The sequence below is a fragment of the Sphingomonas folli genome (assembly GCF_019429525.1).
Classification (GTDB): Bacteria; Pseudomonadota; Alphaproteobacteria; order Sphingomonadales; family Sphingomonadaceae; genus Sphingomonas; species Sphingomonas folii.
On record NZ_JAHXZL010000002.1, the window covers coordinates 454,208 to 473,324 of the forward strand.

The window sequence follows — 19,117 nt, forward strand, 5'->3', positions numbered from 1 at the left end:
CGGCGAGGTCGAGTCATCCGCTCGACCGTCAGCCCACCCGCTCGCGATGGTTCGCCCCGAACCCGTCGATCGCCAGCGCCGCGATCCGCGCCGCGACCGCCTCTGGCGGCTTGACCGAGGCGGGGTCCTCGCCCGGATAGGCGCGCGCGCGCATCTTGGTCCGCGTCGCGCCGGGGTCGAGCACCGCCACGCGCACCTTGCTCACCTCGGCCATCTCGTCGCCATAGGCTTCCAGCAGCGTCTCGAACGCCGCCTTGGACGCGCCATACGCGCCCCAATAGGCCCGCGGCGTGCGCCCGACCGAGGACGTGACCCCGATCACCCGCGCCCCGGCCGAGCGCCGCAGCATCGGGTCGAAGGCCTGGATCATCGCCACCTGCGCGGAGACGTTGAGCGTCAGCACCTGCGCCAGTTCCTTGGCGTCGATCGCGGGCACCGCGGCGAGCGAGCCCAGCATCGCGGCGTTGAGCACCAACACGTCGAGCGCCTGCCAGCGCTCGCCGATCGCGGTGGCGAGACGCGCGATCGAGTCGCTCTGCGCCAGGTCGAGCGGCGCGATCGTCGCCGAGCCGCCCACGTCGAAGATCGCCTGCTCCACCTCCTCCAGCCCGGCGGCGGTGCGCGCGGTGAGCACGACGTGCGCCCCCTCGGCGGCGAGCGCGATCGCGGTGGCGGCGCCGATGCCACGGCTCGCGCCGGTGACCAGCGCGAGCCTGTCCGTCAGTGGCTTGCTCAAGCTCAGTTCACCCGTTCGGCCAGCATCGCGAACTGATCGACCGCGCTGCTCTCGTCATGGTCGGTCAGCGTGGTGGGATAGTCGCCGGTGAAACAGGCGTCGCAATATTTCGGCCGGATGTCGGCGCGGTGGCTCTCGCCCAGCGCCTTGTAGAGGCCGTCGATCGAGACGAAGGCCAGGCTGTCGGCGTGGATGAAGTCGGTCATCCCGCCGAGGTCGTGCTTGGCGGCGAGCAATTTGGCGCGCTCGGGCGTGTCGACGCCGTAGAAGCAGCTATGGCTGGTCGGCGGCGAGGCGATCCGCATGTGTACCTCGGCCGCGCCCGCCTCGCGCATCATCTGCACGATCTTGAGGCTGGTGGTGCCGCGCACGATCGAATCGTCGATCAGCACCACCTTCTTGCCCTTGATCAGCGCGCGATTGGCGTTGTGCTTCAGCTTGACGCCGAGATGGCGGACCTTGTCGCCCGGCTGGATGAAGGTGCGGCCGACATAGTGCGAGCGGATGATGCCGAGCTCGAACGGGATGCCCGACTGCTGCGCGTAGCCGATCGCGGCGGGCACGCCCGAGTCGGGCACCGGGATGACGAGGTCGGCGTCGACCGGCGCCTCGATCGCGAGCTGCGCGCCGATCTCCTTGCGCACCGAGTAGATCGACTGGTCGTCGACGATCGAGTCGGGGCGCGAGAAATACACCCACTCGAAGATACACGGCCGCGCCGCCATGCTGGCGAACGGGCGGATCGAGCGGACCTGGCCGTTCTGGACGATCACCAGCTCGCCCGGCTCGACCGAGCGCTCGAACTCGGCGCCGACGACGTCGAGCGCGACCGTCTCGGAGGCGAAGATCACCGCGTCGCCCAGCCGACCCATCACCAGCGGGCGGATCCCGAGCGGGTCGCGGCACGCGATCATGCCCTCGGGCGTCATCACGATCAGCGAGTAGGCGCCCTCGATCTGCTTCAGCGCGTCGATGAACTTGTCGAGCAGCGTGCGATACTGGCTGGTCGCGACGAGGTGGATGATCGTCTCGGTGTCCGAGGTCGACTGGAAGATCGAGCCGCGCCGCACCAGCTCGCGCCGCAGCCGCATCGCGTTGGAGATGTTGCCGTTGTGCGCGATCGCGAAGCCGCCCGACTGGAGCTCGGCGTAGAGCGGCTGGACGTTGCGCAGCGCGGTCTCGCCCGTCGTGGAGTAGCGCACATGGCCGCACGCGACCTCGCCCGCGAGCGCGCGGATGATGTCGTCGCGATCGAAATTGCCCGCGACATGACCCATCGCGCGGTGCGTGTGGAAGTCGTGGCCGTCGAAGCTGGTGATGCCGGCGGCCTCCTGCCCGCGGTGCTGCAGCGCGTGCAGCCCCAGCGCCACCAGCGCGGCGGCGCCCTCGGAGCCGGAGGCGCCGAAGATGCCGCACTCCTCGTGCAGATGATCGTCGTCGAACGGGTTCGTGGTCAGCATGTGCGGAGGCTCGCCTGGTGCGGGGCCGCATATAGCGACTGTCGCGGGAATGTCATCCGGCTGCGGGAGCATGGCGCGGAACCAGGAAGGACGTCGGGCGTGCGGCGGCACCGCCCCGACCGCCGTCGCGTCCGGATCGCTGAGGGGAGGATACCGGACCAAGTCCGGGGCGTCGGAGAGTAGAGGGCCGTCTAGATAATTCCTGCCGGCGCTCGCGGAGGAACGTGACCGGCGCCCTCATACGCCGCCGCCAGCCGCTCGATCACCGCGACGTGGCGCGTCGCGATCGCCATCACGTCGTCGCCGTAGCCGCCGCCCACCGTGCTCGCCAGCGGCACGCCGCGCGCGAGCGCCAGCCCCGCCACCAGCCGGTCGCGCCGCGCCAGCCCCGCGTCGCTGAGCGCGAGTCGCCCGAGCCGGTCGCCCGCATAAGGGTCGACCCCGCCCTGATAGAGGATCAGGTCGGGCCGCACCTCGTCGAGCAGCGGCACCAAAGTCTCCTCCAGCCGCGCCAGATAGTCGTCGTCGCCGACCGCGTCGGGCAGCGCCACGTCGAGCGTCGAGCGCGCCTTGCGGACGGGGAAGTTCTTCTCGGCGTGGATCGAGTAGGTCGCGATCTGCGGGTGGCCCGCGGTCAGCGCGGCGGTGCCGTCACCCTGGTGGACGTCGACGTCGACGACCAGGATCCGCTCCGCCGCGCCCTCGGCCGCCAGCCGCACCGCCGCCACGGCGAGATCGTTGAACACGCAATAGCCTGCGCCCGTGGTAGCGAGCGCGTGGTGGCTACCGCCGGCGGTGTTGGCGGCGAACCCGTGCGCCAGCGCGAGCCGCGCCGCCAGATAGGTGCCGCCGGGCACCAGCGCGGCGCGGCGCGCCACCAGCTCGGTGACGGGGAAGCCGATCCGCCGCTCCTTCTCGCGCGGCACCGCGGCGGCCAGCACCTCGGCGACATAGCCGGGGTCGTGCGTCGTCTCGAGCCAGTCGCGCGGCATCGCCTCGGGCTCGTGCCACGCCACCGCCTCGCCCCGCTCGAGCAACAGGTCGCGGATCGCGCCGTTCTTACCCCAGCGGTACGTGCTGCGCGCGGGCGCCTCGGTGACATAGGCGGGATGGTGGACGACCCGGATCATCCGCCTAAGATAAGGCCAGGATCGCGGCGCGCCATCGCGCCCCGGCAGAGGAACGCGCATGACCGCCACCGTCGCCGGGACCGACCGGACCAGTCCCTTCGTGCGGCCCGACGTCGCGGCGTTCCTTCGCTATCTCAACAGCATCCCTGGCCCGAAGATGCACGAGTTGCCGCCCGCCGAGGCGCGCGCGGCGATGGTGGCGATGAAGGACGTCGCAGACCTGCCGCGCGGCGAGCTGGCGGTGGTGCGCGACCTCACCCTGCCCGGCCCGGGCGGCGCGCTGCGCGCGCGCCTGTTCGACGCGCGCGCGACCCGCGCGCCGGGCCCGGCGGTGGTGTTCTTCCACGGCGGTGGCTGGGTGATCGGCGACCTCGACACCCATGCCAGCTTCACCGCCGAGATGGCGCGCCAGCTCGACCTGCCGGTGATCTCGGTCGATTACCGCCTCGCTCCCGAGGCGCGCTGGCCCGCCGCGCCCGACGACTGCGAGGCGGCGGCGCGCTGGGTGGCGTCGGCGCCGGAGGCGCTCGGTCGCGGCGTCACCTCCCTGGTGCTGTCGGGCGACAGCGCGGGCGGCAATCTGACGATCATCGTCGCCGCCGCGCTGCGCGACCGGCCCGCCGCGGTGCCGGTGATCGTGCAGGCGCCGCTCTATCCCGCCACCGACGCGAGCCGCCCCTATGCCTCCTTCGACGCCTTCGCCGACGGCTATCTGCTCACGCGCGAGGGGATGATCTGGTTCAACGACCATTATGCCGGCGACCCGCGCCACCCGCGCTTCTCGCCGCTGCTCGGTGACGTGGCGGGGCTGCCGCGCGCGGTGATCGTCACCGCGGGGCTGGACCCGATCCGCGACCAGGGCCGCGCCTATGCCGCCGCGCTGGCGCAGGCGGGCGTGGCGGTGAGCTTCCGCGAGGCGCAGGGCAATATCCACGGCTTCATCACGCTGCGCAGGGCGATCCCCTCCTCGCAGGGCGACGTCGCCGGCTTCCTCACCGCGGTGCGCGCCGCGGTCAGCGAGGCGGAGGGCGAGCGCGTGCTGCGCCAGGCCGCGGGATGAGGTCGGGCGCCGGCGGCGCGCGTAAAAAGCCAGGCTAGGCACGGGACAAGCGAACAACGGTTGCGCGCCCCCCACCCCGCCGCCCATGTAGCGGGCATGGCAAGCCTCCTCGATCCCGACGCGCGCGGCCGCGTCATCCTCGTCGGCGCCGGACCGGGCGATCCCGGGCTGCTCACCGTCCGCGCGGTGGAGGCGCTGCGCGCGGCGGACGTGGTCGTCCATGACGGGCTGATCGACGACCGCGTGCTCGCGCTCGCCCCCGCGGCCGCGCAGCGCATCTCGGTGGCGAAGCGCCGCGCGCGCCACACGCTGCCGCAGGAGGCGATCAACGCGCTGATCGTCGCGCACGTCCGCGCCGGCAGCGTGGTGGTGCGGCTCAAGGGCGGCGACCCGTTCATCTTCGGGCGCGGCGGCGAGGAGGTCGAGGCGGTGCGCGCCGCGGGCCTCGCGGTGGAGGTGATCCCCGGCGTCTCGGCCGCGCTCGGCTGCGCCGCCGAGGCGATGCTGCCGCTCACGCACCGCGACCACAGCTCGGCGGTGACCTTCGTCGCCGGCCAGTGCAAGGGGCTGACCGATCAGGACTGGTCGGGGCTCGCCGGGCAGGGTCGCACGCTGGTGATCTACATGGGCGTCGCCACCGCCGAGGCGATCGCGGACAAGCTGATGGCCGACGGCGTCGCGCCCGACATGCCCGTCGCGGTGCTCGAGAAAGGCACGCTGCCGGGGCGCCGCGCGCTGCGCACGCTGCTGGCCGATCTCGGCGCGATGGTGGCGCGGGAGCGCGTCGCCAGCCCGGCGATCATCGTCGTCGGCGAGGTGGTCGAGCTGTCCGACGCCGAGGATCGGCTCGCCGGCTACGCGCGGGTCGCCGAGAGCGTCGGGAGCCTGCCGGCATGAGGCTGGTGACGGGCAACGACCTGCCGACCGGCGACGTGGTCTGGTGGACGGGCGGCGGCTGGTCGCGCCACATCGAGGATTCGGTCGACGCGGGCGAGCGCGCCGAGGCGATCGCGCGCGAGGAAGAGGCGGCGCGGCGGGTCAACGTGCCCTACGTCATCGAGGCGACCGCGACACCCGGGGGCCCCCGCCCCGCGCACATCAAGGACCGTATCCGCGCGCTCGGCCCGACCGTGCGCGCCGACCTGACGCTCAAGCCGGCCGACCCGAACGCGGGCAGCTGGGTGATATGAGAAACGATCCTCCCCGGCACGGGGAGGGGGACCACTCGCCGCAGGCGAGTGGTGGAGGGGGCTCGCCGCGAACGGTTCGCTGGCGGGAGCCCCCCTCCACCACCGCCCTGCGGGCGACGGTCCCCCTCCCCGTGCCGGGGAGGAGTTAGGATCAACGAATGTACCGTTACGACGAATATGATCAGGCGATCGTGGACGCACGGGTCGAGGAGTTCCGCGACCAGTGCCGGCGCCGGCTGGCGGGCGAGCTGAGCGAGGACCAGTTCAAGCCGCTGCGGCTGATGAACGGCCTCTATCTCCAGCTCCACGCCTATATGCTGCGCGTCGCGGTCCCCTATGGCACGCTCAACGCGCGCCAGACGCGGATGCTGGCGCATGTCGCGCGCAGATATGACCGCGGCTACGGCCACTTCACCACGCGCCAGAATATCCAGTACAATTGGATCAAGCTGGAGGACGCCGCCGACATCCTCGCCGAGCTGGCGACGGTGGAGATGCACGCGATCCAGACCAGCGGCAATTGCATCCGCAACATCAGCTCGGACCAGTTCGCCGGTGCCGCCGCGGACGAGGTCACCGACCCGCGCCCCTGGGCCGAGCTGCTGCGCCAGTGGAGCACCTTCCACCCCGAGTTCACCTATCTGCCGCGCAAGTTCAAGATCGCGGTGATCGCCGCCGACGAGGACCGCGCGGCGATGCGGCTCCACGACATCGGCCTCCAGCTGGTCGAGCAGGACGGCGCGCTCGGCGCGCGGGTCTATGTCGGCGGCGGCATGGGGCGGACGCCGATGATCGCGCCGCTGATCCGCGACTTCGTCGGCGCCGACGAGCTGATGAGCTACCTCGAGGCGTGCCTGCGCGTGTACAATCGCTACGGCCGCCGCGACAACATCTACAAGGCGCGGATCAAGATCCTGATCCACGAGCTGGGCGCGGACGCGTATCGCCGCCAGGTCGAGGAGGAGTTCCTCGCGGTCAAGCAGCTCGGCATCGACCCGCCCGCCGCCGAGCTGGCGCGGATCAGCGCGATGTTCGCGCCCCCGCCCTTCGACATCGCCGCGCCCGACGCCGTGGACCGCGCCGACCCCGATTTCGCGTTGTGGCTCGACCAGAACGTGAAGGCGCACAAGCAGCCGGGCTATGCGATCGTCAACATCTCGCTCAAGCCGATCGGCGGCATCCCGGGCGACGCCTCCGCCGAGCAGATCGACGTGATGGCCGACTTGGCCGAGCGCTACAGCGCGGACGAGCTGCGCGTCACCCACGCGCAGAACATCGTCCTGCCGCACGTCCGCAAGGCCGACCTGTACGCCGTGTGGCAGACGCTCACCGCGGCGGGGCTGGCCGAGGCCAACCTCGACCTGATCAGCGACATCATCGCCTGCCCCGGGCTCGATTATTGCGCGCTCGCCAACGCGCGCTCGATCCCGCTGGCGCAGAAGATCGGCCAGCGTTTCGCCGACGCCGGGCGGCAGCGCGACCTGGGCGAGCTGAAGCTCAAGATCTCGGGCTGCATCAACGCCTGCGGCCACCATCACGCGGGCCATATCGGCATCCTCGGCGTCGATAAGAAAGGCACCGAGAATTACCAGCTGCTGCTCGGCGGCTCCGGCGCGGAGGACGTCAGCCTCGGCCGGATCACCGGCCCTGGCTTCGACGAGGACGGCGTGGTCGACGCGATCGAGCGGGTCACCGACACCTATCTCCAGGTGCGTGAGCGGGGCGAGCGCTTCGTCGACACCTATCGCCGCGTCGGCATGCAGCCGTTCAAGGAGGCGATCTATGGGTGAGGCGACCGGCCTGGGAGGTCGCGCATGAGCGACAACGTGCTGCGCTACCGCGACGACGAGGCGCACGACGAGCCCGCGGTCACGCTCGACTCGTTCGTCGCCGGCCAGACCAACGCCGGCGCGGTGCGGCTGGAGGCGGGCGACGACGCGCGCGCGCTGCTGCCGTATCTCGAGCGGCTCGCGCTGGTGGAGGTCTCGTTCCCGAGCTTCCGCGACGGGCGCGGCTATTCCAGCGCGCGGATCCTGCGCGAGGCGGGCTATGCCGGCGAGCTGCGCGCCGCGGGCGACGTGCTGGTCGACCAGATCCCGCACATGCGCCGCTGCGGCTTCGACAGTTTCGCGCCCGAGGCGGCGATCGACGCGGCGGTGCTGGAGCGCTCGCTCGCGCGCTACCCGACGCCGTACCAGCGCGCCGCCGACGCCAAGGTGCCGGTGTGGAAGCTGCGTCATGGGTGAGCCCGCGCGCCAGCTCGACACGATCGACGTCACCCCCGTCTTCTCGGCGGAGGAAGCGGCGGCGCTCGACGCGCGCTACGCCGGCGCCACCGCGCCCGAGCTGCTCGCCGAGCTGATCGCGGGGCCGCTCCAGGGGCGGATCGCGGCGGTATCGTCGTTCGGCGCCGAATCGGCGGTGCTGCTTCACATGGTGGCGGCGGTCGACCGCGACGTGCCGGTGATCTTCACCAACACGCAGAAGATGTTCGGTGAGACGCTGGCCTATCGCGACGAGCTCGCCGAGCGGCTCGGCTTCACCGACCTGCGCGTCTTCCGCCCCGATCCGCGGCTGCTGCGGCTCAAGGACGAGAAGGGGCTGCGCTGGTCCTACGATCCCGACGGCTGCTGCGAGCTGCGTAAGGTCGAGCCGCTGCGGCGCGCCCTGCTGCCGTTCGCGGCGTGGATCTCGGGGCGCAAGGGCTTCCAGGCGTCGACGCGGCGCGCCATCCCGCGGGTCGAGGTCGACGAGGGACGGCTCAAGATCAACCCGCTCGCCGACTGGTCGAAGGAGCGGCTCGACTCGTATTTCGCCGAGCACGACCTGCCGCGCCACCCGCTCGAGGCGCAGGGTTACCTCTCGATCGGCTGCGCCCCCTGCACCTCCAAGGTCCGCCCCGGCGAGGACCCGCGCGCCGGTCGCTGGCGCGGCTGGGACAAGGTGGAGTGCGGCATCCACGTCGCCGCCCAGCCGGGTGAGGAGCCCGTGTTCTAGGCCGGTGCGGCTCGCCGGCTGGTCGTGGGCCAGCGCACGGCCGTGACCGCCGCGCCAGGCGAAGAGTCGAGGGGGAGGCGCATACCGCCCGCCCCCGCTCTTGACACCCAGGGCGACGCCACGGATCAATCGGCCGGCCGATGGCGCGGCGCCCGGCCGCCCCTCGGGGAGTCGATCGTGCGCCGTACCGCCTTCCCCGCCCCGCCCCGCCTCGCCGGCGCCGCCATCCTCGCCACCGCCCTGCTGACCGGCTGCGGCAAGACGCGCGACAACCCCGCGCCACCCCGCGTCGAGGCGCAGGCCGGGCAGCTGCCGGCGGAGAGCTCGACCATCGTCGTGCCCGTCACCGCCGATCTCGCCGCGCTGGAACGCGGGCTCAACCAGGAGACCCCGCGCGTCCTGTGGACGATCGACCAGCATCGTGATCGCTGCGTCGCCGCCAAGCGGATCGACCTCGGCATCGGCAAAGTGAAGGTGCTGCCCGATCTCGGCTGTCGCCTGGTGGGGCGCGTGACGCGCGGCGCGATCCGGCTCTCGGGCAAGGGTGACCGGCTCGACATCGTCATGCCGGTCAACGCCGCGATCGCCGCGCGCGACGTCGGCGGCGTGCTCAGCAAGACCGCGACCGGCAGCGCGGTGGTGCGCGCCACCGGGCGACTGGGCATCGTGGGCGATTGGCAGCCCACCGCCAAGCTCGACATCGCCTATGACTGGCGCGAGGAACCCGGCGTCGACGTCGCGGGCCAGCGCGTCACCTTCACCTCGCGCGCCGACGCGAAGCTCCAGGGGATCGTCCGCAAGCTGGAACGCGACCTGCCGCGTCAGCTCGCCAAGCTGCACCTGCGCGACCAGCTCGACCAGCTCTGGCCGCAGGGTTTCACCGCGATCGAGCTGAGCAAGCGCAACCCGCCCGCCTGGCTGCGCGTGACCCCGCGCGCGCTCGGCTTCGGCGGCTATCGCGTCGCGGGGCGGACGCTGCGACTGACGCTCGCCGCCGAGGCGCTGACCGAGACCTTCGTCGGCCAGCGCCCGCCCGACCCGGCGGTGACGCCGCTGCCCGCGCCGACGCGGGTCAGCGATCGCGCCGGGCTGCGCTTCTCGGTGCCGGTGCTGGCCGACTATGGCACGCTCGAGCCGGTGGTGGAGCGCGCGCTGCGCAAGCTCGCCGCGCGCGGGATCAGCGTCGCGGGCGTGGGGCCGGTCGACGTCGCCTTCGGCAAGGTCACCGTCTACGCCACGCAGGGCGGGCGGCTTGCGGTGGGCGTGCGAGCCAAGGTGACGCCGCGCGCGGTCGGCAGCGCCTCCACCAGCGGCGAGGCGTGGCTCACCGCGGTGCCGTACAACGAGCCCGGCTCGCAGCTGGTGCGCGCGCGCGACGTGCGGCTGGTCGCGCGCACCGACTCGGCGGCGCTCGACCTGCTCATCCGTCTGCTCGGCGAGGCGCAGGTACAGAGCGCGGTGGCGCTCGCGCTCCAGCACGATTTCCACGGCGACTATGCCGAGGTGCTGGGCAAGGCACAGCGCGCGATCGGCGCGCGGCAGCAGGGCGACTTCTTCCTCTCGACCGACGTCACCTCGGTGGAGAACGGCCAGCTGCAGGTGACCGGCGCGGGGCTGTTCCTGCCGGTGCGCGCGCAGGGCACCGCCGAGATCGCCTATCGGCCGCGGTGAGACGAGCCCGCGTCGTCGCGCCGGGCGGCAGGCCCGGGACGATGACGCGCGGTGACGACGCGCGCGCGCGTCGAAGCGCGCCGCTCACCGCAGCAGATCGGAGACCTTGTCGAGGAAGCTCGCGATATGGTCGGGCTTGGACACGAAGGCGTCGGCGCCCGCGGCGAGACAGGCGTCCATGTCGTGCTGGCTCTGCAACACCGTGAGCGCCATCACCGGGATCGCGCGCGTGGCGGGGGCGCCCTTGAGCGTCTCGATCACGTCGAGGCCGCTGACGTTGGGCAGGCGGATGTCGACGATGATCGCGGCGGGCGCGATCGTCTCGGCCGCGTCCAGCGCGCCGCGCTCGTCGTCGACCACGCGCGGGTCATAGCCGCCGATCCTCAGCCAGGAGGAGTAGAGTTTGCGGTGGCTCGGATCGTCCTCGACCAGCATGATACGCTTCTTCATCCGTCTCCCTCGTTGGGCTGCCCGACGCGGCAGCCGACGGCGCGCGCGATTATACGATCGCCCTCGTCGGGCATGCGGCGCGGCGCGTCAATGCGCGATCAGCCGCTCCACCCCGCGCGCGAGCTCGCCGAGCCGGTAGAGGTCGGGCAGCACGTCGTGGAGCTTATCGTCGATGACGCAGAGCGCGCCGAGCGGGTAGCCGGCGCGGTCGACCAGCGGCAGGCCCGCGTAGAAGCGGATGAACGGCGCGGCGGTGACCAGCGGATTGTCGGCGAAGCGCTTGTCGTGGCGCGCGTCGGGAACGATCATCGGCTCGCCGGGGCGGTGGATCGCGTGCGCGCAGAAGGACACCGCCCGCGGCATCTCGTCGTCGACCTCGCCGACCTTGGCGAGGATGCACTGGCGACGGCGGTCGACGATCGAGATCGTCGCGATCGGCGTCTGCGCCACGCGCGCGGCCTCCTCCACCACGTCCTGCAGCGCGGCGTGCTGGTCGCGCGCGGGTTGCCACGCGCGCTCCACCGCGTGGAGGCGGCGCTCCTCATCGAACGGCACGAAGGCCACCATTCCATCCCCTGTAACTACTACTCGCGTAGTACATCGGATAGTTCGGCGCGCGTCGATCCCCGTCAAGCGCGAACCGATCCGATCCGGCGGTGACCCGCACCGCCGCCGCGGGATCAGTCGCGCTCGGCGTCGCGGCTGGCGCGCGCGGTCATGCCCGTGGCCGAGGCGTCGTCGAGCATCTGCTCGTCGGGTGCGGGCTTCTCCTCCGGCGGCAGCGCGGCGGTGGCGTTGGTGAGCTCGGTCGGCGACACGACCGGCGAGGGCTCGGGGGTGGGCGTCGGCTCGGGGAGCGGTGCCTCCGACGCCGAGGGGGTCGGCTCGGGCGCGGGCGCGGGCTCGCGCGAGCAGCCGGCGATCGCCAGCGCGGCGGTCGCGAGCAGCGGGAGCATCAGTCGCTTGGTCATCGTCATCGTCCTCATCGCGCCGCCACCTGCACCTGCACCGCCGAGCGCCGCTCGACGCTGGCGGCGAGCCGCGCGTCCCAGCTGTACGGATCCTCGCGGAAGCCTACCTGCCCGCTCGGGCTGGCGAAAGCCGTCCAGTAGAGCAGGTAGACGCTGACCGGGGTGGCCATCGCCGCGCGCACCGTCTTGCCCGCCGCCACGGTGGAGTCGATCGTCTCCGGCGGCCACTCGGGCGTGTCGCGCAGCATGAGCCGCGCCAGGTCGGCGGGCTTCTCCAGCCGGACGCAGCCGTGGCTGGACAGTCGGTCGAAGCGCGAGAAGCCCGAGCGCGCCGGCGTGTCGTGCAGGTAGACCGCGAACTCGTTGGGGAAGTCGAACTTGTAGCGGCCGAGCGCGCTCTTCTCCGACGATTGCTGGAGCCGCTTGCCGCCGTTGCCCGTGTCGATCACGCGGAAGCCGTTGCGCCTGAGATAGCCGGGGCTGGCCTTCTCCTTGGGCCACAGCTCCTTCGTCGCGATCGAGGTCGGCACGTTCCACGGCGGATTGAGGACGATGCTGTTGATCTTGGAGATCAGCATCGGCGTCTCATTGCCCGGCCGCCCGGTCACCGCGCGCATCGACATCACCGGCTCGTCGCCCTCGAACACGGTGAGCACCGCGGCGGCGATGTTGACCTGGACGCGCTTCTGATCGAGCTCGGGCGGAAGCCAGCGCCAGCGCTCGAGATTGGCCATGATCTGGCGCATGCGGCGCTCGACCGGCACGTTCAGCGCGGCGAGCGTCTGCGCGCCGACCTGCCCGGCCGGGTTCAGGCCGTAGCGCCGTTGCGCGCGCCGCACCGCCTCGAGCAGCGCGGCGTCGAACGTGTCGCCCGAGGTCGGCGCCTGCGCGTCCTCGAGCGCCAGCCGCTCGCGCAGCCGCACCACGTCGCCGCCGCGGCTGCCGAAGACGGGGGTGGCGGAGAGCGTGCCCCAGCCGCCCTTGTCGGCGATGGCGCGGTAGCGCGCGAGCCCCGCGACGAGCGTGTCATAGCCCTGGTACGGCGGCGGCAGCGAGCGAAGCCAGCCCGACAGACGGTCGCGCGACACCGCGTCGGCGAAGGCGGGCAGCGGGTCATAGGCGGGCGGGCGGACGCCCCAGTCCTTCTGGAAGTCCTCGGGCATCAGCCGGCCGGCGTGGACTGCGCGCGCGTGATCGAGCGCGGCGCGCACCATCGCCTCGGAGTCGAGCGTATCGAGGTCGGTGCGGCGAGTCAGCCGCAGTCCCTGCGCGAGCTCGTCGTCGGCGATCAGCGTGGCGAGCTGCTGGCGCTGCGCCGCGGTGAGCGTCGGCAGCGGCACGCTCGGTGCCACCGGCGGGACCGGGACGACCGGCACCGGCGCGGGCGGCACCGGCGAGGCGGGGACGGGGGTGGGCGCCTGAGCGGGTGCCTGAGCGACGGGCGGCGCGGCGGGCGCGGCCACCTGCGCCGCCGCGGGCGCGACCAGCGCGACGACGGCGGCGACCGTGCCGGCGCGCCAGAGCAGCCGGCGTGAAGGAGCGGGACGCGGGTTCATCGCGCTTCCTCTAGAGCGCCGCGCGGTCGGTGGGAACACCCCCTCGCGACGTGGCGTGGCGTGCGGCGCAGAGACCCATGACGGCCCTCCCGCCCCGGCCTCGGCCCCTGCCGGGGCACAGCGGTCGCGGCGCCCTCGCGCGAACCCTCCACCGAGACCGTCGCTCACCCGCCCTTGCGCGTCAGCAGCGCGGTGCGCAGGCACTGGCACACCAGCTCGCCGCGCTGGTTGTGGAGCCGGTGCTCGAACGTCACCAGCCCCGCCTCGGGTCGAGAGCGGCTGTCGCGCAGCGCGCTCACCTCGGTCGAGGCGCGCAGCGTGTCCCCGATGAACACCGGCGCGGGCATGACGAGCCTGTCATAGCCCAGATTGGCGACGAGCGTGCCCAGCGTCGTCTCCGCCACCGAGAGGCCCACCATCAGCGCGAAGGTGAAGGTGCCGTTGACCAGGATCTGCCCGAACTCGGACTCGCGCGCCGCCTCGGCGTCGAGGTGGAGCGGCTGCGGATTGTGCGTCATCGTCGAGAACAGCAGATTGTCGGTCTCGGTGACGGTGCGGCGGATCGGATGCTCGATCCGGTCCCCCACCGCCCATTCGTCATAGTGCCGGCCCGCCATCACGCCGTCTCCCGCTCGATCCGCGCCAGCAGCGCGCCGTCCGCCACCTGTGCCCCCGCCATGACGCCCAGCTCGGCGACGGTGCCGTCGAACGGCGCGGTGAGGCTGTGCTCCATCTTCATCGCCTCGAGCGTGACCAGCCGCTGCCCGGCGGTGACTCGCTCGCCCGCGGCGACCTCGACCGCGATGACCCGGCCGGGCATCGGTGCCAGGATCGCGCCATCGCCCGCGGCGCCGCCGCCAGCGCCGTCGGCGCGGAACGGCGTGAGCGCGTAGGTCTGCCCCGCCGCGGTGATCAGCGCGCGCTCGGCGGCGGGCGTGCCCGGCGTCGCGTCGACGAGGCCGACGCTCACGGGCGCGCCGTCGAGCAGGAAGGTCGCCTCACGCCGCGCCGACGCGTTGAGGCGAAAGCCGGGCACGAGCGCGGGTCCGGTGAGTTCGACCGCGGCGGCGGTCAGCGCCGCCTCCCCCGGCCGCTCGGGCGGCATCAGCGCGGCCCCGGCCCGCTCGATCAGCCCGGTGTCGACCGTGCCCGCGGCGAAGTCCGGATGGTCGAGCGCGCGGACGAGGAAGCCGGCGTTGGTGCGCACCGGCCATACCTCCGTCTCCGCCAGCGCCGCGCCGAGCCGCGCGCGCGCGGCATCGCGGGTCTCGGCGTGCGCGATCAGCTTGGCGATCATCGGGTCGTAATAGGGCGAGATCGCCGCGCCCTGCGCCACGCCGGTGTCGACGCGCACGCCGGCGCCCGGGCGGAAGGCGGTCAGCGTGCCGGTCGAGGGCAGGAAGCCGCGCGCGGGATCCTCCGCGTAGAGCCGCGCCTCGATCGCGTGGCCGTTGATCGCGAGCTGTTCCTGGCGCAGCGGCAGCGGCTCGCCGCTCGCGACGCGGAGCTGCCACTCGACCAGGTCGACCCCGGTGATCGCCTCGGTGACGGGATGCTCGACCTGGAGCCGCGTGTTCATCTCCATGAACCAGACGCGGTCGGCGCGGAGACCCTGGCTGGCATCGGCGATGAACTCGATCGTGCCCGCGCCGACATAGTCGACCGCGCGCGCCGCCCGCACCGCGGCGTCGCACACCGCGGCGCGCGTGGCCGCGTCCATGCCGGGCGCGGGCGCCTCCTCGATCACTTTCTGGTGGCGGCGCTGGAGCGAGCAGTCGCGCTCGAACAGGTGGACGACCTCGCCGTGCCGGTCGCCGAACACCTGCACCTCGATGTGGCGCGGCGCGAGGATGTATCGCTCGATCAGCACGCGCTCGTCGCCGAACGCCGCGGCCGCCTCGCGCCGGCACGAGGCGAGCGCGGCGGCGAAGTCGGCGGGCTCGTCGACGCGGCGCATCCCCTTGCCGCCGCCGCCAGCGACCGCCTTGATGAGGACGGGATAGCCGACGCGCCCGGCCTCAGCGGCGAGCCGCTCGGGCGACTGGTCCTCGCCGAGATAGCCCGGGGTGACGGGCACGCCCGCGGCGATCATGCGCTGCTTGGCGGCGTCCTTGAGGCCCATCGCGCGGATGCTGGCGGGATCGGGGCCGACCCAGACCAGCCCGGCGTCGATCACCGCGGCGGCGAAGTCGGCGTTCTCGGAGAGGAAGCCGTAGCCCGGGTGGATCGCGGCGGCGCCGGTCGCGCGCGCGGCGGCGAGGATCAGGTCGCCGCGCAGGTAGCTGTCGCGCGCGGGCGCCGGACCGAGCCGCACCGCGGTATCGGCGGCGCGGACGTGGAGCGAGTCGACGTCGGCGTCCGAATAGACCGCGACGGTGCGCACGCCCCGCGCGCGCGCGGTGCGGATGACGCGGCAGGCGATCTCGCCGCGATTGGCGATGAGGAGCGAGGGGAGCATGAGGTTACCTATCGAAACCCGGGGACGAGTGGCGGGCGCACTGTCTTCCTCCTGGCGTCATGCTGAACTCGTTTCAGCATCCACCGCGCCGCACGCGCCGTCCTACGAGGAAGAGGATGGTCAAGCGGCCGTGCGTCTACATTCTCGCGAGCCGGCGCAACGGCACGTTGTACGTCGGCGTCACGGCCGACCTGCTGCGCCGCTTGGATCAGCATCGTGCCCCTAAGGAGGGCTTCACAAGCCGCTACGAAGTCACCCGGCTGGTCCACTACGAGTTCTTCGCCGACATGCCCGCCGCGATCGCGCGCGAGAAACAGCTCAAGCGCTGGCATCGCGAGTGGAAGATGAACCTCATCGAGCGCGACAATCCGGACTGGGCCGATCTCGCGGTACCGCTGGGCCTCGCACCACTGAGTCCACCTACGCGGCGCGGTGGACCCTGAAACGAGTTCAGGGTGACGCCGGATGGAGGGAGTAGCGCGCGTGCTCCGGCGCGACCGCTCGCCGAGATGATCCGCCCCGCTCACATCCGGAACACCCCGAACCGCGGTGCCTCCTCCACCGGCGCGTTGAGGCATGCCGCCAGCGCCAGGCCGAGCACGTCGCGCGTCTGCGCCGGGTCGATCACCCCGTCGTCCCACAGCCGCGCGGTGGCGTGATAGGGATTGCCCTCGTCCTCGTACTTCCGCCGCACCGGCGCCTTGAACGCCTCGGCCTCGTCCGCCGTCCAGCGCTCGGCGTCGCGATGGACGGTGGCGAGCACCGCCGCGGCCTGCTCGCCGCCCATCACGCTGATCCGGCTGTTAGGCCAGGTGAACAGGAAGCGAGGGCCATAGGCGCGGCCGCACATGCCGTAATTGCCCGCGCCGAAGCTGCCGCCGATCAGCAGCGTCAGCTTGGGCACGCTCGCGGTCGCCACCGCGGTGACGAGCTTGGCGCCGTGCTTGGCGATCCCTTCCGCCTCATACTTGCCGCCGACCATGAAGCCCGAGATGTTCTGCAGGAACAGCAGCGGCACGCGGCGCTGGCACGCCAGCTCGATGAAATGGGCGCCCTTCTGCGCGCTCTCCGAGAAGAGCACGCCGTTGTTCGCCAGGATCGCCACCGGCATGCCGTGGAGGTGCGCGAATCCGCACACCAGGCTGCTGCCGAACAGGGGCTTGAACTCGTGGAAGCGCGAGCCGTCGATCAGCCGCGCGATCACCTCGCGCACCTCATAGGGCGCGCGCACGTCCTGCGGCACGATGCCGTACAGCTCCTCGGCCGGGTAGAGCGGCGCGGTCGCGGGCGCGAGGTTGACCGTCGGCGGCGCCACCGGCGGCAAGGTCGCGATCACGTCGCGCACGATCGTCAGCGCGTGCAGATCGTCCTCGGCGACATGGTCGACCACGCCCGAGCGCCGCCCGTGCGTGTCGGCGCCGCCGAGCTCCTCGGCGCTGATCACCTCGCCCGTCGCCGCCTTCACCAGCGGCGGGCCGGCGAGGAAGATCGTCCCCTGCCCGCGCACGATCACGGTCTCGTCGGACATCGCCGGCACATAGGCGCCGCCCGCGGTGCAGCTGCCCATCACGCACGCCACCTGCGCGATGCCGCGCGCCGACATCTGCGCCTGGTTGAAGAAGATCCGGCCGAAATGGTCGCGGTCGGGGAAGACCTCGGCCTGGTGCGGCAGGTTGGCACCGCCCGAGTCGACGAGGTAGATGCAGGGCAGCCGGTTCTCGAGCGCGATCTCCTGCGCGCGCAGATGCTTCTTCACGGTGAGCGGGTAATAGGTGCCGCCCTTCACCGTGGCGTCGTTGGCGACGATCATCACCTGCCGCCCCGAGACGGTGCCGACCCCGCAGATCAGCCCCGCGCCGGGCACCTCGTCGCCGTAGAGCCCGCCCGCGGCGAGCTGGCCGATCTCGAGGAAGGCGGCGCCGGGATCGAGCAGCCGCTCCACCCGCTCGCGCGGCAGCAGCTTGCCGCGCGCGGTGTGGCGCTCGCGTGACGCCGCGCTGCCGCCGAGCGCCGCCGCGGCGACGCGCCCGCGCAGATCCGCGGCGAGCGCGCGATGGTGCGCGTCGTTCGCGCGGAACCGGTCGTCGTCGCGCGCGATCGTCGAGGCGAGGACCGGCGCGCTCACTGCGCCACCGGCTCGGTCGCGCCGACCAGCTCGCGCCCGATCAGCATCCGCCGGATCTCGTTGGTGCCCGCGCCGATGTCGAGCAGCTTGGCGTCGCGCAGGAAGCGCTCGACCGGCCAGTCCCGGGTATAGCCCGCGCCCCCTAGCGCCTGCACCGCCTCGCCCGCGACGCGGAAGGCGCTCTCCGAGGCGAGCAGGATCGCGCCCGCGGCGTCGAAGCGCGTCGTCCGCCCCGCGTCGCAGCTGCGCGCCACCGCGTAGACATAGGCGCGCGCCGAGTTGAGCGCGACATACATGTCCGCCACCTTGGCCTGCATCAGCTGGAAACTGCCGATCGCGCGGCCGAACTGGCGCCGCTCGCGGAGATAGGGGAGCACCGTGTCGAGGCACGCCTGCATGATGCCGAGCTGGATGCCCGCGAGGACGGTGCGCTCATAGTCGAGGCCGCTCATCAGGATCCCGACGCCGCCGTCGAGCGGCCCCATCACGTTCGCCTCGGGCACCTCGCAGTCGGTGAACACCAGCTCGGCGGTGGGCGAGCCGCGCATCCCCATCTTGTCGATCTTCTGCCCGATCGCGAAGCCGGGCATCTCCTTCTCGATGAGGAAGGTGGTGATGCCGCGGCTGCCCTCGCCGGTCTTGGCATAGACCACCAGCGTGTCGGCATGCGTGGCGTTGGTGATCCAGAACTTCGTGCCGTTCAGCACCCAGCCGCGGTCGGTACGGCGCGCGCGCAGCTTCATCGACACGACGTCCGAGCCCGCCCCCGCCTCGGACATGGCGAGGCTGCCGACATGCTCGCCCGAGATCAGCTTGGGGAGAAAGCGCGCCTTCTGCTCGGGGTTCGCCCAGCGGCGGATCTGGTTGACGCACAGGTTGGAATGCGCACCGTAGGAGAGGCCGATCGAGGCCGAGGCGCGCGCCACCTCCTCCTGCGCGACGACATGCTCGAGATAGCCGAGCCCCAGCCCGCCGTCGGCCTCGTCGACGGTGATGCCGTGGAGGCCGAGCTCGCCCATCGCCGGCCAGAGCTCGTCGCGCGGGAACCAATCCTCGGCGTCGATCCGCGCGGCGAGCGGGGCGATCCGGTCGGCGGCGAAGCGCCGCGTCGTGTCGCGGATCATCTCCGCGTTCTCGCCCAGTGCGAAATCAAAATCGGGCGTCATGGCCGCATCCTCTGCCGTTCTGTCGGGCGCGCCGTCTATTTCCTTGCCGACCCGGCGGACGCCGGGGTGGCGGCAAGGCCGCGGCTGTCAGCGTTCCTTCGTCGTCGAGACCATAGCCGCCCCGCCGCTCCGCCCCAAGTTGAAGCG

General features: G+C 72.4%; 19 protein-coding genes. 8 read left to right on the forward strand and 11 right to left on the reverse strand.

All coding sequences use genetic code 11. The features are described from left to right. Nucleotides 1–28 precede the first annotated feature (28 nt). From KZ813_RS04780 to KZ813_RS04790, 3 genes are all read right to left on the reverse strand, one after another. Nucleotides 29–736, reverse strand: coding sequence for an SDR family NAD(P)-dependent oxidoreductase (locus KZ813_RS04780; RefSeq protein WP_219753795.1), 708 nt, complete (start codon nucleotides 734–736; stop codon nucleotides 29–31). A 2-nt stretch (nucleotides 737–738) separates the two neighbouring features. Next, nucleotides 739–2,196: an amidophosphoribosyltransferase gene (gene purF / locus KZ813_RS04785; protein WP_219753796.1), complete on the reverse strand. Its 1,458-nt coding sequence runs from the start codon at nucleotides 2,194–2,196 to the stop codon at nucleotides 739–741. A gap of 191 nt (nucleotides 2,197–2,387) precedes the next feature. Continuing rightward, complete coding sequence (locus KZ813_RS04790) at nucleotides 2,388–3,326, reverse strand: histone deacetylase family protein (protein WP_219753797.1); 939 nt, start codon at nucleotides 3,324–3,326, stop codon at nucleotides 2,388–2,390. 58 nt (nucleotides 3,327–3,384) lie between these two features. On the opposite strand from KZ813_RS04790, the gene KZ813_RS04795 reads away from it, so the two are divergent. The 7 genes from KZ813_RS04795 to KZ813_RS04825 all read left to right on the forward strand — a co-directional run bounded on the left by KZ813_RS04795 (nucleotide 3,385) and on the right by KZ813_RS04825 (nucleotide 10,244). Next, nucleotides 3,385–4,386, forward strand: coding sequence for an alpha/beta hydrolase (locus KZ813_RS04795; RefSeq protein WP_219753798.1), 1,002 nt, complete (start codon nucleotides 3,385–3,387; stop codon nucleotides 4,384–4,386). Nucleotides 4,387–4,482: 96 nt separating this feature from the next. Continuing rightward, nucleotides 4,483–5,283, forward strand: a complete 801-nt coding sequence (gene cobA, locus KZ813_RS04800; protein ID WP_219753799.1) for a uroporphyrinogen-III C-methyltransferase — start codon at nucleotides 4,483–4,485, stop codon at nucleotides 5,281–5,283. Continuing rightward, complete coding sequence (locus KZ813_RS04805; protein ID WP_219753800.1) at nucleotides 5,280–5,576, forward strand: DUF2849 domain-containing protein; 297 nt, start codon at nucleotides 5,280–5,282, stop codon at nucleotides 5,574–5,576. Before cobA ends, KZ813_RS04805 begins: the two co-directional genes overlap by 4 nt. A 158-nt stretch (nucleotides 5,577–5,734) precedes the next feature. Further along, nucleotides 5,735–7,366: a nitrite/sulfite reductase gene (locus KZ813_RS04810; protein WP_219753801.1), complete on the forward strand. Its 1,632-nt coding sequence runs from the start codon at nucleotides 5,735–5,737 to the stop codon at nucleotides 7,364–7,366. Between the two features lie 24 nt (nucleotides 7,367–7,390). Beyond that, nucleotides 7,391–7,822, forward strand: coding sequence for a DUF934 domain-containing protein (locus KZ813_RS04815; protein ID WP_219753802.1), 432 nt, complete (start codon nucleotides 7,391–7,393; stop codon nucleotides 7,820–7,822). After that, entirely contained in the window at nucleotides 7,815–8,573 is a 759-nt protein-coding gene (locus tag KZ813_RS04820) for a phosphoadenylyl-sulfate reductase (RefSeq protein ID WP_219753803.1), read from the forward strand. The genes KZ813_RS04815 and KZ813_RS04820 overlap by 8 nt, the downstream gene beginning before the upstream one ends. Nucleotides 8,574–8,750: 177 nt before the next feature. Next, nucleotides 8,751–10,244: a DUF4403 family protein gene (locus KZ813_RS04825; RefSeq protein WP_308461788.1), complete on the forward strand. Its 1,494-nt coding sequence runs from the start codon at nucleotides 8,751–8,753 to the stop codon at nucleotides 10,242–10,244. 84 nt (nucleotides 10,245–10,328) lie between these two features. On the opposite strand, the gene KZ813_RS04830 is transcribed toward KZ813_RS04825, so the two are convergent. From KZ813_RS04830 to KZ813_RS04855, 6 genes are all read right to left on the reverse strand, one after another. Next, nucleotides 10,329–10,694, reverse strand: a complete 366-nt coding sequence (locus KZ813_RS04830; protein ID WP_219753804.1) for a response regulator transcription factor — start codon at nucleotides 10,692–10,694, stop codon at nucleotides 10,329–10,331. Nucleotides 10,695–10,781: 87 nt separating this feature from the next. Next, the gene (locus tag KZ813_RS04835) at nucleotides 10,782–11,261 is read right to left on the reverse strand and encodes a GAF domain-containing protein (protein WP_219753805.1); all 480 of its coding nucleotides are present in this window, start codon (nucleotides 11,259–11,261) and stop codon (nucleotides 10,782–10,784) included. A 113-nt stretch (nucleotides 11,262–11,374) separates the two neighbouring features. Further along, on the reverse strand, nucleotides 11,375–11,665 hold the full coding sequence (locus tag KZ813_RS04840) for a hypothetical protein (protein ID WP_258046395.1): 291 nt from the start codon (nucleotides 11,663–11,665) through the stop codon (nucleotides 11,375–11,377). Nucleotides 11,666–11,676: 11 nt separating this feature from the next. Continuing rightward, nucleotides 11,677–13,221: a L,D-transpeptidase family protein gene (locus KZ813_RS04845; RefSeq protein ID WP_219753806.1), complete on the reverse strand. Its 1,545-nt coding sequence runs from the start codon at nucleotides 13,219–13,221 to the stop codon at nucleotides 11,677–11,679. A gap of 164 nt (nucleotides 13,222–13,385) precedes the next feature. Beyond that, nucleotides 13,386–13,838 (reverse strand): MaoC family dehydratase, encoded by a 453-nt coding sequence (locus KZ813_RS04850; protein ID WP_219753807.1) that lies wholly within the window; start codon nucleotides 13,836–13,838, stop codon nucleotides 13,386–13,388. Continuing rightward, nucleotides 13,838–15,679, reverse strand: coding sequence for an acetyl/propionyl/methylcrotonyl-CoA carboxylase subunit alpha (locus tag KZ813_RS04855; protein WP_219753808.1), 1,842 nt, complete (start codon nucleotides 15,677–15,679; stop codon nucleotides 13,838–13,840). Before KZ813_RS04855 ends, KZ813_RS04850 begins: the two co-directional genes overlap by 1 nt. 116 nt (nucleotides 15,680–15,795) lie before the next feature. On the opposite strand from KZ813_RS04855, the gene KZ813_RS04860 reads away from it, so the two are divergent. After that, on the forward strand, nucleotides 15,796–16,122 hold the full coding sequence (locus tag KZ813_RS04860; protein ID WP_219753809.1) for a GIY-YIG nuclease family protein: 327 nt from the start codon (nucleotides 15,796–15,798) through the stop codon (nucleotides 16,120–16,122). 80 nt (nucleotides 16,123–16,202) lie between these two features. Here KZ813_RS04860 and KZ813_RS04865 read toward each other — a convergent pair whose 3' ends face one another. Next, nucleotides 16,203–17,804 carry a carboxyl transferase domain-containing protein gene (locus tag KZ813_RS04865; RefSeq protein ID WP_219753810.1) on the reverse strand — a complete coding sequence of 534 codons (1,602 nt, stop codon included), beginning with the start codon at nucleotides 17,802–17,804 and terminating at the stop codon, nucleotides 16,203–16,205. Further along, a complete protein-coding gene (locus KZ813_RS04870) occupies nucleotides 17,801–18,970 on the reverse strand; it encodes an acyl-CoA dehydrogenase family protein (protein ID WP_219753811.1) in 1,170 nt (389 codons plus the stop codon). Before KZ813_RS04870 ends, KZ813_RS04865 begins: the two co-directional genes overlap by 4 nt. Nucleotides 18,971–19,117: the final 147 nt, after the last annotated feature.

Bases quoted from the DNA above. Each gene is read 5' to 3' on its own strand.
- KZ813_RS04870 (WP_219753811.1), bottom strand. From the start codon at position 18,970: ATGACGCCCGATTTTGATTTCGCACTGGGCGAGAACGCGGAGATGATC.
- KZ813_RS04810 (WP_219753801.1), top strand. From the start codon at position 5,735: ATGTACCGTTACGACGAATATGATCAGGCGATCGTGGACGCACGGGTC.
- KZ813_RS04860 (WP_219753809.1), top strand. From the start codon at position 15,796: ATGGTCAAGCGGCCGTGCGTCTACATTCTCGCGAGCCGGCGCAACGGC.
- purF (WP_219753796.1), bottom strand. From the start codon at position 2,196: ATGCTGACCACGAACCCGTTCGACGACGATCATCTGCACGAGGAGTGC.
- KZ813_RS04850 (WP_219753807.1), bottom strand. From the start codon at position 13,838: ATGGCGGGCCGGCACTATGACGAATGGGCGGTGGGGGACCGGATCGAG.
- KZ813_RS04795 (WP_219753798.1), top strand. From the start codon at position 3,385: ATGACCGCCACCGTCGCCGGGACCGACCGGACCAGTCCCTTCGTGCGG.
- KZ813_RS04830 (WP_219753804.1), bottom strand. From the start codon at position 10,694: ATGAAGAAGCGTATCATGCTGGTCGAGGACGATCCGAGCCACCGCAAA.
- KZ813_RS04790 (WP_219753797.1), bottom strand. From the start codon at position 3,326: ATGATCCGGGTCGTCCACCATCCCGCCTATGTCACCGAGGCGCCCGCG.
- KZ813_RS04855 (WP_219753808.1), bottom strand. From the start codon at position 15,679: ATGCTCCCCTCGCTCCTCATCGCCAATCGCGGCGAGATCGCCTGCCGC.
- cobA (WP_219753799.1), top strand. From the start codon at position 4,483: ATGGCAAGCCTCCTCGATCCCGACGCGCGCGGCCGCGTCATCCTCGTC.
- KZ813_RS04815 (WP_219753802.1), top strand. From the start codon at position 7,391: ATGAGCGACAACGTGCTGCGCTACCGCGACGACGAGGCGCACGACGAG.
- KZ813_RS04835 (WP_219753805.1), bottom strand. From the start codon at position 11,261: ATGGTGGCCTTCGTGCCGTTCGATGAGGAGCGCCGCCTCCACGCGGTG.
- KZ813_RS04845 (WP_219753806.1), bottom strand. From the start codon at position 13,221: ATGAACCCGCGTCCCGCTCCTTCACGCCGGCTGCTCTGGCGCGCCGGC.
- KZ813_RS04805 (WP_219753800.1), top strand. From the start codon at position 5,280: ATGAGGCTGGTGACGGGCAACGACCTGCCGACCGGCGACGTGGTCTGG.
- KZ813_RS04840 (WP_258046395.1), bottom strand. From the start codon at position 11,665: ATGACCAAGCGACTGATGCTCCCGCTGCTCGCGACCGCCGCGCTGGCG.
- KZ813_RS04820 (WP_219753803.1), top strand. From the start codon at position 7,815: ATGGGTGAGCCCGCGCGCCAGCTCGACACGATCGACGTCACCCCCGTC.